The 13,678-nt window shown below is 63.4% G+C and carries 13 protein-coding genes; 4 read left to right on the forward strand and 9 right to left on the reverse strand.

The annotated features are described in order from the left end of the window. Complete coding sequence (locus CHR90_RS05185; RefSeq protein ID WP_094407928.1) at positions 1–972, forward strand: Bug family tripartite tricarboxylate transporter substrate binding protein; 972 nt, start codon at positions 1–3, stop codon at positions 970–972. Positions 973–993: 21 nt separating this feature from the next. On the opposite strand, the gene CHR90_RS05190 is transcribed toward CHR90_RS05185, so the two are convergent. Together CHR90_RS05190 and rocF are read right to left on the reverse strand one after the other, a co-directional pair. Then, entirely contained in the window at positions 994–2,058 is a 1,065-nt protein-coding gene (locus CHR90_RS05190; protein ID WP_094407929.1) for an ornithine cyclodeaminase, read from the reverse strand. Beyond that, on the reverse strand, positions 2,055–2,993 hold the full coding sequence (rocF, locus tag CHR90_RS05195) for an arginase (protein WP_094407930.1): 939 nt from the start codon (positions 2,991–2,993) through the stop codon (positions 2,055–2,057). Before rocF ends, CHR90_RS05190 begins: the two co-directional genes overlap by 4 nt. Positions 2,994–3,121: 128 nt before the next feature. Here rocF and CHR90_RS05200 point away from each other — a divergent pair, with 128 nt between their 5' ends. Continuing rightward, positions 3,122–3,559 (forward strand): Lrp/AsnC family transcriptional regulator, encoded by a 438-nt coding sequence (locus CHR90_RS05200; protein WP_094407931.1) that lies wholly within the window; start codon positions 3,122–3,124, stop codon positions 3,557–3,559. Between the two features lie 8 nt (positions 3,560–3,567). Here the strand turns inward: CHR90_RS05200 and CHR90_RS05205 are convergent, their stop codons facing one another. The 6 genes from CHR90_RS05205 to CHR90_RS05225 all read right to left on the reverse strand — a co-directional run bounded on the left by CHR90_RS05205 (position 3,568) and on the right by CHR90_RS05225 (position 10,493). Further along, entirely contained in the window at positions 3,568–4,734 is a 1,167-nt protein-coding gene (locus CHR90_RS05205; protein WP_094407932.1) for a GGDEF domain-containing protein, read from the reverse strand. A gap of 75 nt (positions 4,735–4,809) precedes the next feature. Further along, positions 4,810–5,619 (reverse strand): 5-deoxy-glucuronate isomerase, encoded by an 810-nt coding sequence (iolB, locus tag CHR90_RS05210; protein WP_094407933.1) that lies wholly within the window; start codon positions 5,617–5,619, stop codon positions 4,810–4,812. Continuing rightward, a complete protein-coding gene (locus CHR90_RS19135; protein WP_141210875.1) occupies positions 5,612–5,809 on the reverse strand; it encodes a DUF3329 domain-containing protein in 198 nt (65 codons plus the stop codon). Before CHR90_RS19135 ends, iolB begins: the two co-directional genes overlap by 8 nt. After that, positions 5,806–6,690, reverse strand: coding sequence for a myo-inosose-2 dehydratase (iolE, locus tag CHR90_RS05215; protein ID WP_094407934.1), 885 nt, complete (start codon positions 6,688–6,690; stop codon positions 5,806–5,808). Before iolE ends, CHR90_RS19135 begins: the two co-directional genes overlap by 4 nt. Positions 6,691–6,693: 3 nt before the next feature. After that, the gene (gene iolD / locus CHR90_RS05220) at positions 6,694–8,544 is read right to left on the reverse strand and encodes a 3D-(3,5/4)-trihydroxycyclohexane-1,2-dione acylhydrolase (decyclizing) (protein WP_094407935.1); all 1,851 of its coding nucleotides are present in this window, start codon (positions 8,542–8,544) and stop codon (positions 6,694–6,696) included. Between the two features lie 29 nt (positions 8,545–8,573). Continuing rightward, positions 8,574–10,493 carry a bifunctional 5-dehydro-2-deoxygluconokinase/5-dehydro-2-deoxyphosphogluconate aldolase gene (locus tag CHR90_RS05225; protein ID WP_094407936.1) on the reverse strand — a complete coding sequence of 640 codons (1,920 nt, stop codon included), beginning with the start codon at positions 10,491–10,493 and terminating at the stop codon, positions 8,574–8,576. Positions 10,494–10,635: 142 nt separating this feature from the next. On the opposite strand from CHR90_RS05225, the gene iolG reads away from it, so the two are divergent. Next, positions 10,636–11,625, forward strand: coding sequence for an inositol 2-dehydrogenase (gene iolG, locus CHR90_RS05230; protein ID WP_094407937.1), 990 nt, complete (start codon positions 10,636–10,638; stop codon positions 11,623–11,625). Positions 11,626–11,756: 131 nt separating this feature from the next. On the opposite strand, the gene CHR90_RS05235 is transcribed toward iolG, so the two are convergent. Further along, entirely contained in the window at positions 11,757–12,602 is an 846-nt protein-coding gene (locus CHR90_RS05235; protein WP_094407938.1) for a MurR/RpiR family transcriptional regulator, read from the reverse strand. A gap of 125 nt (positions 12,603–12,727) precedes the next feature. Here CHR90_RS05235 and CHR90_RS05240 point away from each other — a divergent pair, with 125 nt between their 5' ends. After that, on the forward strand, positions 12,728–13,675 hold the full coding sequence (locus CHR90_RS05240) for a sugar ABC transporter substrate-binding protein (RefSeq protein ID WP_094408071.1): 948 nt from the start codon (positions 12,728–12,730) through the stop codon (positions 13,673–13,675). Positions 13,676–13,678 lie beyond the last annotated feature (3 nt).

Genomic DNA, 13,678 nt, shown 5'->3' on the forward strand with positions numbered 1-13,678 from the left:
ATGCAGTATCATCGTCTTTTGGGGGCGCTGGCCGCCCTGACCGTCAGTCTTTCGGCCCCAACCCAGGCGGAGGATTTTCCGTCGAAGCCGATGACCGTCATCGTGCCGTTTCCGGCGGGCGGCGGGTCGGACGCGGTGGCCCGGCTACTGAGCGCCAAGGTTTCCGAAACCCTCAAGCAGCCCCTGATTGTCGATAACCGCCCGGGCGCCAATGGCTCGCTTGGGGCTGCCGGGTTTGTGCAGGCTAAGCCCGATGGTTATACGCTGATGGTGGCCTCGATCGGTGTTTTCGCCATCAATCCGGCGCTTTACGATAATCTGCGCTACGATCCGGCCAAACAGTTTGAACCGATCAGCCTAGCGGTGCGCACGCCCAACGTGCTGGTGACGCACCCAAGTTTTCCGGCGAATTCGGTTGCCGAGTTTATTGCCTATCTGAAAAAGAACCCGAATGCCGTCACCTTTGCCTCCTCGGGCAGCGGGTCGTCGGACCATCTGACCACCGCGCTGTTCTGGAACCGCACCCAAACCAATGGCGTTCATACCCCCTATAAGGGCGGTGCGCCGGCGGTGACCGATCTGGTCGCGGGCCATGTTCAAGCGGGCTTCCTCAACCTGGGCAATGTTGCGCCGCAGATTAAGGCCGGGCGGCTGAAGCTGCTGGCGATTGCCGGGGACGTGCGCGTGCCGGGCTTCCCCGAGACGCCGACGATGGCCGAAGCGGGGGTAGACGGGATGGCGGTTTATTCCTGGCAGGCAGTCGCGACGCTAAAGGGCGTTCCTACCGAAGTGAAGGCTAAGCTCGAAGCCGCCTTCGTCGCGGCGGCCCAGCAGCCGGACGTGCGGCACAAGTTCGACGAATTGGGCTTCGAGACGGTTGGCAGTTCCAGCGCCGATTTCGCCGCCTATCTTGCGACCGAGCTTGCGCGCTGGAAGCAGGTGGTGACAGCGGCGAAAATCACGGTTGATTGACGGGCTGGCGAGTGGGGGCGGTTAGGCCGCCCCCTGTATCGTCGCCTCATGCCTTAGCAGCATGCCATAGAGATCGCGCGGTTCGTCCGGGTCGGCCAGCAGGTCGAGGTTCTGATAAAGGCCCGTCGCCTTAAGCCGGTCGCGCACGTAGCGTAGGGCGGAGAAATCTTCGATCGCAAAGCCAACCGAATCGAACAGGGTAATCTGCTGCCCATCGCGCCGCCCTTGGGTGCGTCCGGTGATCACCTCCCACAGTTCGATGACCGGGTGATCGGCAGCAAGCTGCTGGATTTCGCCTTCGATGCGGGTTTGCGGTGGGTATTCCACGAAAATATCGGACCGCAGCAGAATATCCTTATGCAGCTCCGTCTTGCCGGGGCAGTCGCCGCCGACGGCGTTAATGTGGATGCCGCTACCGATCATATTATCGGTCAGGATGGTGGCATATTGTTTATCGGCGGTCACGGTGGTGACGATCTGGGCGCCTTCTACCGCCTCTTGTTTGCTTTGGCAGGCCGTAATCTCGAACCCGGCATTGCGCAGATTAAACGCGCATTTGCGCGTCGCCACCGGGTCGATATCGTAGAGCCGCAGTTTGGTTACGCCCAAGATCGCCTTGAAGGCCAGGGCCTGAAACTCCGACTGGGCGCCGTTGCCGATGATCGCCATCGTATCTGCCCCCTTCGGCGCCAGATATTTCGCCGCAAGGGCGGACATGGCGGCGGTGCGCAGGGCGGTGAGAATGGTCATTTCCGTCATCAGCACCGGGTAGCCGGTGGCGACATCGGCCAGCACGCCGAAGGCGGTGACGGTCTGCCGCCCGTCCTGAATATTCTTCGGGTGGCCGTTGACGTATTTAAAGCCGTAAAGCGTGCCGTCGCTGGTCGGCATTAGTTCGATCACGCCATCAAGCGAATGGGCGGCAACGCGTGGGGTTTTGTCGAAACTTTCCCAGCGCTGAAAATCTTCTTCGATATAGGCGCTAAGCTCGGTCAGAAAGCGTTCGGTGCCGATGGTCAGCACCAGCTTCATCATATGATCGACCGAGACGAAGGGGACGAGGTTCAAATCGGGGGCGCGGGTCATCGGTAGGTTCCTTTCGAACGGTCGAGGATGGAACGCCCCATCAGGCTGCCGACGAGATCGACCATGAGCAGGGCGGTGCGGCCGCGCTCGTCGAGAAACGGATTGAGTTCCACAAGGTCGAGGCTGGTGACGCGCCCGCTTTCGTGCAGCATTTCCATCAGCAGATGGGCCTCGCGCAGGGTCGGGCCGCCGACAACGGGGGTGCCGACGCCGGGGGCGATGCTCGGATCGAGGAAATCCACGTCGAAGCTGACGTGCAGCAAGCCATCGGCTTCCTCAACGCGCTTCAGGAAGGCGGAGAGCAGCGGGGCGATGCCGTGATCGTCGATAGCCCGCATATCGTGGATCGTCATCTCCGTCTCGCGCAAGGCCGCGCGCTCGGCGGCATCGACGGAGCGGATGCCCATCATGCAGACATTCTGCGGATCGACCGGCACGGGGAGCGGCGGGAAGATGCCGTCAAAACTCTTAAGTCCGGTGAAATAGGCGACCGGGGTGCCGTGCAAATGACCGCTGGTCGTCGATTCGAGCGTATGGAAATCCGGGTGGGCGTCGAGCCACAGCACGAAGAAGGGTTTACCCAGCGCCTGCGCGCGGCGGGCAAGGCCGGGGATGCTGCCGGCGGCTAGCGAATGATCGCCCCCGACGAAAATCGGAAAACCTTCGGCGCTGGCCTCATAGGCCGCCTGAGTCAGCGCCTCGATCCAGGCCACCACCTCCGGTAAATGCTCTAGGGCGGGATTATCATGGTGCAGGCGGCGCGGCTGGGCGGGCAACAGTGTGCCAAGGTCGCGGACGCTATGCCCCAGCTCGGTGATCGCACCCGCAAGATCGGCGGCGCGGAAGGCGGCTGGTCCCATCTCGCAGCCCATCCGCCCGGCGCCTTCCTGGACCGGCACGGCAAGGATTTTACAGTCGAGCGGCGGATGCAACATGGGGGTCTCCCGGGTCTAAGTCTCCCTTGATTGAACCAGCGCCCTCTGGCGATTTGAATAGGGGGAATTGGCAAAAAATGCGGCATGAGTTACCATTTTGATCACTCAAACTGCCAAAATGGACATTCATGGATCAGCTCGACGAACGGCTCATCACCCTGCTGCGCCACAATGGGCGGCGCAGCGTTTCCGATTTGGCGCTGGAATTGGGGGTATCGCGCGCCACCGTCCGCGCCCGCATCGAGCGGCTGGAGGCGAGCGGGGCGATCTTGGGCTATACCGTCATCCTGCGCGCCGATACGGTCGATCTGCCGGTGCGCGGCATTATGATGGTGGAGATCGAAGGCCATGTCGGTGACCGGGTGATCCGCAGCCTCGGCGGCATCGCCGAAGTGTCGGAAGTGCATACGACCAATGGGCGCTGGGATTTGGTGGTGGAACTGGGCGCGGCGACCTTAAGCGATTTCGATACGGTCCTGCGCCGCATCCGCCTAATCCCCGGCATCACCAATTCCGAAACCAGCCTGCTGCTGGCAACGCCGCGCAGCGCGAAGGCGCGGCTTTAGGCATAAGCCTAAGCGGGCTGCGGCAGCGTTGCCAACGACATCGCTTCGACATCGTTTCGCCCCCGTCGCTTAACCTCATACAAGGCTAAATCGGCGCGCTTTACCAGGGCCTGCGGCGTGTCGGACGGAGGGAGGGCTTGGGCGACGCCGAAGCTGCCCGATAGGCGCAACGGGCCGCCCGGGGTGGCTACTCTCAGGCTGCGCAGCCGGTCCAGCACGCGGCGGGCGATGTCGGTGGCCTGGGGTAGGTCGGTTTCCGGCAGAAGAATGGCGAACTCGTCTCCGCCTAAACGGGCCAGCACATCGCCGGGGCGCACGGCGGCGCGGGCGCAGTCGGCCACTTCGCGCAGGGCGATATCGCCCACGTCGTGGCCGTGGGTATCGTTGATCGTCTTAAAATGGTCGATATCGAACAGAATAAGGCTAACCGGGGTTGCGGTCTCGGTAAAGCGCTGCACGGCCCGCTCCAGCGCCCGGTCGAAGACGCGGCGGGTGGCAAGCCCGGTCAGCACGTCCGATCGGGCTTCGCGCCCGACCTGCGCCGCAAACCGTTCCGCCACCAAGATCACGCAGCCGATCGCGGTGATAATGCCAATCGCGGTCGCCGCCAGCACCAGCACGGCGATATTCTTCACCTCAAGCGTTTGATCGAGCCCGAGGGCGAGGGCGAGGAGTTGCCCCGCAAAGGCTAGGATCGGCGCGGCGGCAAAGCTTGCAACGAACCGCCGCCCCAGCGGGTGATCATCCATCGGAAGATGGCGACTGACGGTAAAGGCGTAAATCCCGATCCCGGCGGTAAAAAGCTGGAAGACCAGCACCCGCCCGCTGAGCGACGGTAGTAGGGTGGTGAAGCCGAGGATCGCCCCGGTAAACAGCACGAACCACACGATCCACAGGCGCGGGCGGCCCGGTAACCTAAGAAAGGCGCGCACCCCATCGGCCAGCACCGCAGGTCCGGCGAACCCGGTCAGAAACCCGAGAAGGCGTAACCCGTCGGAGTCGATCTGTTCGGCATAGCCGCCGATCAGCATCACCATCGGCATGATAAAAAAAGCAACCGGCCAGTGCCACGGAAAGCCCCAGCCGATTTCGAACCGGCGAATCAGCGCGAACGCCACCGCGCAGGCCCACATCATGGCCGTGTGCAGAACGATCAGCGAAACCGGATCGAGCATGAAACTCCAAGCCTGTGCGGTGCACCCTAGGGGAAAGATTACACTCGCAGGCGCGCCGCGTCACCCGGAACCCGATCAGCCCGCCTTCGGTTTTACGATCCACTCGTGGGCAGGGTCATTCTTGAAGCGCCACTGGCGCGTTGGTCCGGCCATGACGTTCAGGTAGTAAAGATCATAACCATGCGGCGCCCCGACCGGGTGATAGCCGCGCGGCACCAGCACACAGTCGCCGTTTTCCACCGCAAAAGTTTCGTCGATATCGCGGGCGTCGGTGTAAACGCGCTGGAAGGCGAAGCCCTGGGGCGGGTTGAGGCGGTGGTAATAGGTTTCCTCGAGGAAGGTTTCTTCGGGGAAGGCGTCGCGGTCGTGCTTATGCGGTGGGTAGGACGACCAATTGCCGCCCGGCGTGATCACTTCTACCACCAGCAGGCTTTCGGCGGGTTCGGTATCGGGCAGGATGTTATAGACCAAGCGTCGGTTGGTGCCTTGGCCGCGTTCTTCGAACCCTACCTTTTCGGGCGGGATCAGCCGAACAGGGAAGGCCCCCGTGCCGGGGGCGGAACAGACGGCAAGCTCAAGCTCGCTCTCCGCCGTCACGGTGAAATCCGACTCGGCGGGGACGTAAACCGAATAGGGCTTTCCGTCGAACGGCGTCTTGCGCCCGCCGATGCCTGCGAAACGCTCGCCGCCCGCCGTGACGCTCGCCGTGCCGGTCACGAGCACGAGGCAGACCTCGCGGTCGCCCGTCGCGTCGCTCAGGCTTTGGCCGGGCGCAAGGTGGAACATCTCGAAACCGACATGCTTCCAGCCAGCGCTTTCCGGCGTGACCGAAAGCACCTTACCGGATGCATCCGGCGTGCGGGTTTTAACGCGAAGCTCAGCCATCTTGATCCTCCCGGCGGCGGCCCGGTTTCAAAAACAGCTCCCAGGCGCTGATCGCCGCCGCGCCCAGGGCGAGGGTCGCCCAAAAGGGCTGACCCCAAAGGGTTTCAACCGCCATCCACCCGAGGCAGATCAGCACGACGAGCAGTCGCGCCCAAAAAGGCCTCAGCCACGGGGGCAGCGGCTTGCTCACAGCAGCCCGGCCCCGGCGGCGAAGCGCGTAAGATTGGCGTGGCCGAGTTTGGCGTAGGTGAGCGGGTTGGCCTTTTCGGGGTCCTGTTCCGCTTCCACCACCAGCCAGCCGCTATAGCCCGGCAGTTCTTTCAGCACACTGGCGAAATCGACGCACCCATCGCCCGGCACGGTGAAGACGCCATCAACGACCGCATCGAGGAAGCTGGTGTCGCGTGCTTTCACGCTTTCCATCACCGGGCGGCGCAGGTCTTTGCAGTGAACGTGATGGATGCGCGTCCGGTAGCGCCGCGCCAAGGCAACCGGATCGGCCCCGGCAAAGGTGGCGTGGCCGGTATCGAGCAGCAGGCCCACGGCATCGCCCGTTGCGTCCATAAAGGCGTCGATATCCGCTTCGCTTTCAACCACGGTGCCCATGTGGTGATGGTACACGAGTTTCAGGCCCTCGGCGGCAACGGCTTCCGCCACCTGGGTTGCCCGCCGTCCAAACTCTGCCCAGTCGCCCGCCGCGAGTTTCGGGCGGGCCGACAGCGGCTTGCTTTGGTCGCCGTGAATGGCGTTGGAGGTTTCGGCGAAGATCAGCACGGAACAGCCCAGCGCTTTCAGCAGCTTGAGATGATCCTGGATCGCTGCGATTTCTGCATCGGCATCGCGCACCAGCAGTTCGCAGGAATACCAGCCGGAGACAAGGGACAGATCGTGGGCCGCAAGCACGGTCTTTAGCGGTGCTGCTTCGCGCGGGAACTTATGGCCCAATTCGATGCCGGTGAAGCCCGCCTGTCGCGCTTCGGTGAGGCAGGTTTCCAGCGCGGTCGCACCGCCGAGGCTGCGCAGATCATCGTTCGACCAAGCGATCGGGTTGGTACCGAGACGCACGGGCATTGCTTAGGCTCCCAGGGTTTGAGTGCCGAGTTTTTCGGCATAGGTACGGTGCGCGGCCTGAACTTCGGCGCGCGGCGAGACTTCCGGCACCGCCACATCCCACCAATGGCCCCCAGCCTGGGTGGAAATCTGCGGGTCGGTATCGATAACGATGACGTTGGTGCGATGGTCCTGCCGGGCGGCGCGCAAAGCGTCTTCTAATTCGGCGAGGGAGGCGACCTTGACCGCCTTCGCCCCCAGGCTTTCGGCATGGGCGCGGAAATCGATCTCCGGCAGTGTTTCGTGCCGTGTATCTTGCAGCAGATTGTTGAACGGCACGCCGCCGGTGCCCTTTTGCAGCCGGTTGATGCAGCCGAAGCCGCGATTGTCCAGCACCACTAGAGTTAGCTTCAGCCCCAGCATGACGGCGGTTGCCAGTTCTGAATTCATCATCAGGTACGAACCGTCGCCGACCATGACGATCACCTCGCGGTCGGGCCGCGCCAGTTTAACGCCAAGACCGCCGGCGATTTCATAGCCCATGCAGGAGAAGCCATATTCCAGATGGTAACCGCCGGGTTCGGCGGCGTTCCACAGCTTATGCAACTCGCCCGGCAGCCCGCCCGCCGCGCAGACGACAATATCCTGCGGCGTGCCCGTGCGCTGAACCGCGCCGATCACTTGTGCGTCGGTCGGTAGGCTATTGGCTTTGGGATCGCGGGTGACGGCCTCGGCTTCCGCCGCCCAAGCGGTTTTAGCTTCGGCGAGCGGGCGCGTCCAGGCCTCGGGCGCAGCATATCCGGCGAGCGCGGTGGTCAACTCTGCCAGCCCTTCGCGGGCATCGGCGACCAAAGGTTGCGCGAAATGCTTGCCCGCATCGAAAACCTGGGTGTTGAGGCCAACGATCTTGCGCCCCGGCTGCTTGAACAAGGCCCAGGATCCGGTGGTGAAATCCTGTAAGCGGGTGCCGACGGCTAGAATGACATCGGCCCGTTCCGCCGCGCCATTGGCGGCACTGGTGCCGGTGACACCGATGGCGCCCAGGTTCAGCGGATGATCATAGGGCAGGGCGCTTTTGCCCGCTTGGGTTTCCGCCACCGGGATGCGGTGGGCTTCGGCAAAGGCTTTGAGGTCGGCGGTGGCACCGGAATAATGGACCCCGCCACCCGCGATGATCAGCGGGGTTTTCGCCTGCTTCAACAGGTCGGTGGCGGCGCGAAGCTCGCCCCGGTCGGCGCGGGCGCGGCGCGGTACCCAAAGCCGTTCTGCAAAGAAACTTTCTGGATAATCAAAAGCTTCTGCCTGAACATCTTGACAGAAGGCGAGGGTGACGGGGCCGCAGTCGGCTGGATCGGTCAGCACTTGCAGAGCGCGCGGCAGGGCGGCGAGAAGCTGTTCCGGGCGCTGTAACCGATCATAGAACCGGCTGACCGGCCGGAAGCAATCGTTGGCCGACACGGTGGCGTCGCCAAAATCCTCCACCTGCTGCAACACCGGGTCCGGGCGGCGACTAGCAAAGACATCACCCGGTAGGAACAATACCGGCAGGCGGTTGACGTGGGCCAGCGCGGCGGCGGTGACCATATTGAGCGCCCCGGGGCCGATGGAGGTGGTGCAGGCCATCATCCGCCGCCGGTTCTGCGCCTTGGCATAGGCGATGGCGGCATGAGCCATGCCCTGCTCGTTATGGGCGCGGAAGGTCGGCAAGCGGTCTTGAAGGCCATAGAGCGCTTCCCCCAGCCCGGCGACATTACCGTGGCCGAAGATCGCCCAAACCCCGGCGAACAGCGGCAACCGCGCGCCGTCGATCTCAGTCCATTGGGCCGCAAGGAAGCGCACCAGCGCTTGCGCCGCTGTGAGACGGATGTGAGACATGTCTTCCCTATCCCCTGTTTCGACGGCTTTTACGCCGCTTTCTTGCGGGCTTGCAGTTTTTCCCAAGCCTCGGTGAGCCGCGCAAAGCGCCCCGCCATATCGGCAATCGCGGCGGCATCGTCGATCTGTCCCGACAGCCAAGCCTCCGCCGCCGCCGCGAAGATCGTGCGACCAACGGCAAACCCTCGCACCAGCGGGCTGCCCACGGCAACCTCGAAAGCGGCCAGCAAATCTTCTTCCGGCGCTTCAAGGCCGAGCAGCACGACGCCCCGGCACAGGGGATCGCGGGTGCGGATCGTGGTATCGATTTTCGCCCAGGCGGCGGGGGAGACTTGCGGCTCCAGCTTCCACCAGTCGGGCTTAATATCGAGATCGTAAAGCCGGTCCATGACGCGGGGGATGGTATCGTCGCGCAGCACGCCATGCTTGCCCGCGATGATTTCCACCAGCATTTCACGCCCCACCCGGCGGCAGGCGTCGCGCAGCGCGAGCAGCCGTTCTTCCTGCTGAGTTTTTAGATCGTCGGGATCGTCCGGGTGATAGAAGCACAGGCATTTCACCACCTGATCGACCGGCCATTCGATAAGGTGCGAGCCAAGATCGCCGCCGATCTCGAAGGTGAGCGGGCGGGAGCCGGGTTTTTCCACCGGGCGCCCGATCCAGAAATTCTGAGCGGCGGCATCGAACAGGGCGGTGCGGCCATAGGTGCCGTCGAGCAGCATCCCGAACCCCTCGCGCCCGGCAGCGACTTGCGCGGCGGCGGCAACGGCGAGGCGTTTGAAGGGTTCGATCTTTTCGCGCGGGGCGCCCAGCCGGTCGGCCAATTCTTCGAACTGCGCGCGATGGTCAATGGCGAGCGCCATCAGCCCCTCGGGCTGCGGGCGGCGGGTGGTGGCCCAATGGATATGGTTCAGCGCGGCATCCTTGCGCAGCGCCTTTTGCGGGCTGCCGTGAGTTAAGAAGAACTGCAACTCCGCCCAGGTTGGAATTTCTGGGGAGCAGAGCAGGCGGGAGACGGCGAAGGCCCCGCAGGCATTGGCCCAGGTGCAGCAGGTCTCCAGCGCCTCGCCCTTGAGCCAGCCGCGCAGGAAGCCCGACATAAAGGCATCCCCGGCGCCGAGGACGTTATAGACCTCGATGGGAAAGCCCGCGCCGCGCACGCCTTGGTCCAGATCGGCGGGAATCGCCCCCGGATAGACCGAACAGCCCATCGGCCCGCGCTTCAGCACCAGGGTGGCGCCAGAGCGCGCCCTGACGGCGGCGAGGGCGGTCAGAACCTCCTCCGTTCCGCCCGCGATGCGGAACTCTTCTTCCGTCCCGACGATCAAATCGCAGTCGGGCAGGATCGGTTGCAGCACCGTCGTCACCCGCTGGCTGGCGATATAGCGCGATTCGCCCGCGTCATGCCCGGCAAGACCCCAAAGGTTCGGGCGGTAATCAATATCGAAGATTACTTTGCGTCCGGCGGCTTTGGCGGCGGCAATCGCCTTCAAGGTCGCGCCGCGCACGGTATCGGTCGAAAGATGGGTGCCGGTCACGACCAGCGCGCCCGCCGAGGCGATGAAGGCCGGGTCGATATCGTCGGCGCACAGCGCCATATCGGCGCAATTGTCACGGTAGAAAATCAGCGGGAACTGGTGATCGTCGCGCACCCCCAGCAGGACGAGTGCGGTCAATCGCTTTGGGTCGGTCACGATCCCCTGGGTCGAAACGCCCTCGCGCGCCAATTGTTCGCGGATAAAGCCGCCCATCGCTTCTGCCCCAACGCGGGTGATCAAGGCGGAGCGTAGCCCGAGACGGGCGGTGCCGATGGCGATATTGGCGGGGCAGCCGCCAACGGCTTTGGCAAAACTGGCGGTATCTTCCAGGCGGCAGCCGATCTGCTGACCATAAAGGTCCACCGAGGCGCGGCCGAGGGTGATAACGTCCAAAATCTGTGGTTCAGTCATGGGAACTTTGGGTCCAGGGGTTAGGGGGCGTGCCGCACGTTAAAAACGCGCCTTGGCCCCCGCCGTCGCTTGCCAGAATGAAACACTCATTCTATTATCATGTCAAATCAGAATTTAACTTCCAAAAACGAATGAGGAAGCCGTGACCACACTCTCCTTCGCCGTTCTCGGGGCCGGGCGTATTGGCCAGATTCACGCCCGCAATGTTGCCGCCAATGGCCGCGTGCGCCTGACCGGGGTTTACGATGTCGATGCCGGGGCGGCGCAAAAGCTCGCCGCCGCCTGCGGGGCGCAGGTGATTGGCCTTGATGCGGCGTTCGACGCCGATGCCGTGGTGATCTGCACGCCGACCGACACGCACGCCGATTTCATCGAACGCGCCGCCAAAGCAGGGAAGGCGGTTTTCTGCGAAAAGCCGGTCGATCTGTCGGAAGCGCGGGTGCGCGCCTGCCTCGAGGTGGTCAAGGCCGCCGGGACCAAGCTGATGGTGGGCTTTAACCGCCGCTTCGATCCCAGCTTCAACGCGCTGAAAACCCGCATTCTGTCGGGCGAAATCGGGTCGGTCGAACTGCTGACCATCCTCAGCCGCGATCCCGCGCCGCCGCCGGTTTCTTACATCGCCCGCTCCGGCGGTCTCTTCCGCGATATGATGATCCACGATCTCGATATGGCGCGCTTCCTGTTGGGCGAGGAGCCGGTGGAGGTGTTCGCCGCCGCCTCGGCCCTCGTCGATCCGGCGATTGGCGCGGCCGGGGACGTTGATACCGCCGCCGTGACGCTGAAAACCGCGAGCGGCAAGCTCTGCCAAATCTCCAACTCCCGCCGCGCCACTTATGGCTATGACCAGCGCATTGAAGTTCACGGCAGCAAGGGCCTATTGCGCGCCGGGAATATGACGCAGACCACGGTCGAGTCGGCAACGGCCAGCGGCTTCACGACCGATCCGGCGCTGCCCTTCTTCCTCGAACGCTACGCCGCCGCTTATCGCGCCGAACTCGATGCCTTCATCGATGCGCTGGTGGACGGCAAACCAATCACGCCGGACGGGTCGGACGGGCTGAAATCCTTGATTCTGGCCGATGCGGCGACTGAGTCGGCGCAGACGAGCAAGCCGGTGCGCGTGTCGTTATAGGGGCGGAAGCGGGGCTTTGCCCCGCACCCCACCAGGACCCGAGGCGGGCCCTGGACCTGCCTTTCCTTTGAATGAAAGTGGGGTTTGGGGCCGCTCGGCCCCAACGGGGGCGGGCAGCGCCCGCGAAACCCTCACCCCTCCGCCCGCTTCTCCGCCGTACCCACGGCCAGCGCCATGGCGAGACACAGCGTCGCTGCTAGCGAGCGGAAGGCGCCGAAGTCGGTTTCCGCGACCTCCAGCCAGACTTTGGCGAGCGGGGCGAGGGGGCTGAAGGCGCTGTCGGTAATGGCGAGGATCGGCACGCCGCGTTGCCCGATGCGGGTGGCGGTTTCGATGGTGCTGGGGGTATAGGGGGTAAAGCTGATGGCGATCAGCGCATCGTCTTCGGTGATGAACCCCGCCTGTTCGGGCAGCAGCGCGCCGAGATTATCCAGCAAAATGAAACGGATGCCGAGTTTACCGAAGGCATAGGCCAGGTAGCTCGCCACCGGAAACGCCCGGCGTTGGCCGAGGATATAGACGGTTTTCGCCCCCGCCAGCAAATCGACGGCGGCGGTCAGGCTGGCTTCGTCGGCGCGGTCGCGCAGGCGCAGCAGCGAGTCCATCGCCGTTTGCGCAAACCCATCCAGGAGATGCAGCGGCCCGCCTTGAGCGGCATCGGCGGCGCGCAGGGATTGCACCCGCTCGGCATAATCCGGCCAACGGTCGCGCAGGCGCGAGCGGAATATCTGTTGCAGATCGGAAAAACCGGAGTAGCCCAGCGATTGGGCGAAGCGGATGAGGGTAGAGGGCTGCACGTCCGCCTTCGCCGCAATCTCCGCCACCGTATTCAGCGCGATATCGTCGGGGCTTTCAAGGGCGAAGCGCGCCACCTGGGCTAGACGCTTCGGGAAACTGTCCCGCCGCGCCAGGATTGCGTCGCGCAGACTATCGAAGCTGGTCGGCGGGGCCGTTTCGACCGAATTTTCCATGCTCATCGCCCTTTCTTCTGAAACGCGCTTGACAGGCGTTCTAAGCTCGGCATAAACAGAATAAATATTTCATAACAAATTCGGACGATCCGATCATTCTGAAAATGGATCGCCAATCTCAGGAGGAAACGATGAAATCTCTCTCGCGTAAGCTCGCCTACGGGATTTTTGCGGTTGCGGCGCTGGTCACCGGCGCTTCGGCCCAGGCGGCGAATGAGCGCTTTGTGCTGATCAGCCACGCGCCGGATTCCGATAGCTGGTGGAACACCATCAAGACGGCGATCAAGGAAGCCGGTCAGCATCTGTCGGTCACCGTTGAATATCGTAACCCGCCGACCGGCGATCTCGCGGATATGGCGCGCATTGTCGAACAGGCGGCGGCGTCCAACCCGAATGGCATCATCGTCACCATCGCGGATTTCGATGTGCTGCAAGCGCCGATTACCAATGCAGTGAAGAAGGGCATTCCTGTCGTTACCATTAATTCGGGCACGCAGGAACAGTCGGCGCGCCTGGGCGCCCTGATGCACGTGGGCCAGCCGGAATATGACGCGGGCTTCGGTGCGGGCAAGAAAGCCAAGGACGCCGGGGTGAAGAGCTTCCTCTGCGTCAATCATTACATCACCAACCCGGCGTCGGTCGAACGCTGCAAGGGCTTTGCCGATGCGCTCGGCACGCCGCTGGGCAATCAGATGATCGACTCGGGGATGGACCCGTCGGAAGTCGAAAATAAGGTCGCGGCCTATCTGAAGGCCAATCCGAATACCGGCGGCATTCTGACCCTCGGCCCGAATTCGGCCCATCCGACCATCCGCGCGCTGGAAAAATCACAGCAGGCAGGCAAGCTGTTCTTCGGCACCTTCGATCTGTCGCCGGAAATCGCTAAGGCGATCACCGATGGCACGATCAATTTCGCCATCGACCAGCAACCCTATCTGCAAGGCTATCTGCCGGTGATGGCGCTGACCCTGAACGCACGCTACGGCGTGTTCCCGGGCAATAACATCAACTCCGGCCCAGGGTTCGTCACCAAGCAGAATGTGGCTTTGGTGCGTAAACTGGCGGGTGAATACCGCTAAGCC

Source organism: Elstera cyanobacteriorum, assembly GCF_002251735.1.
Taxonomy (GTDB): Bacteria; Pseudomonadota; Alphaproteobacteria; order Elsterales; family Elsteraceae; genus Elstera; species Elstera cyanobacteriorum.

Coding starts and splice junctions, on each gene's coding strand:
- CHR90_RS05190 (WP_094407929.1), bottom strand. CDS start 2,058: ATGACCCGCGCCCCCGATTTGAACCTCGTCCCCTTCGTCTCGGTCGAT.
- iolD (WP_094407935.1), bottom strand. CDS start 8,544: ATGTCTCACATCCGTCTCACAGCGGCGCAAGCGCTGGTGCGCTTCCTT.
- rocF (WP_094407930.1), bottom strand. CDS start 2,993: ATGTTGCATCCGCCGCTCGACTGTAAAATCCTTGCCGTGCCGGTCCAG.
- CHR90_RS05235 (WP_094407938.1), bottom strand. CDS start 12,602: ATGAGCATGGAAAATTCGGTCGAAACGGCCCCGCCGACCAGCTTCGAT.
- CHR90_RS05225 (WP_094407936.1), bottom strand. CDS start 10,493: ATGACTGAACCACAGATTTTGGACGTTATCACCCTCGGCCGCGCCTCG.
- iolE (WP_094407934.1), bottom strand. CDS start 6,690: ATGCCCGTGCGTCTCGGTACCAACCCGATCGCTTGGTCGAACGATGAT.
- CHR90_RS05240 (WP_094408071.1), top strand. CDS start 12,728: ATGAAATCTCTCTCGCGTAAGCTCGCCTACGGGATTTTTGCGGTTGCG.
- CHR90_RS05185 (WP_094407928.1), top strand. CDS start 1: ATGCAGTATCATCGTCTTTTGGGGGCGCTGGCCGCCCTGACCGTCAGT.
- CHR90_RS05205 (WP_094407932.1), bottom strand. CDS start 4,734: ATGCTCGATCCGGTTTCGCTGATCGTTCTGCACACGGCCATGATGTGG.
- iolB (WP_094407933.1), bottom strand. CDS start 5,619: ATGGCTGAGCTTCGCGTTAAAACCCGCACGCCGGATGCATCCGGTAAG.
- CHR90_RS05200 (WP_094407931.1), top strand. CDS start 3,122: ATGGATCAGCTCGACGAACGGCTCATCACCCTGCTGCGCCACAATGGG.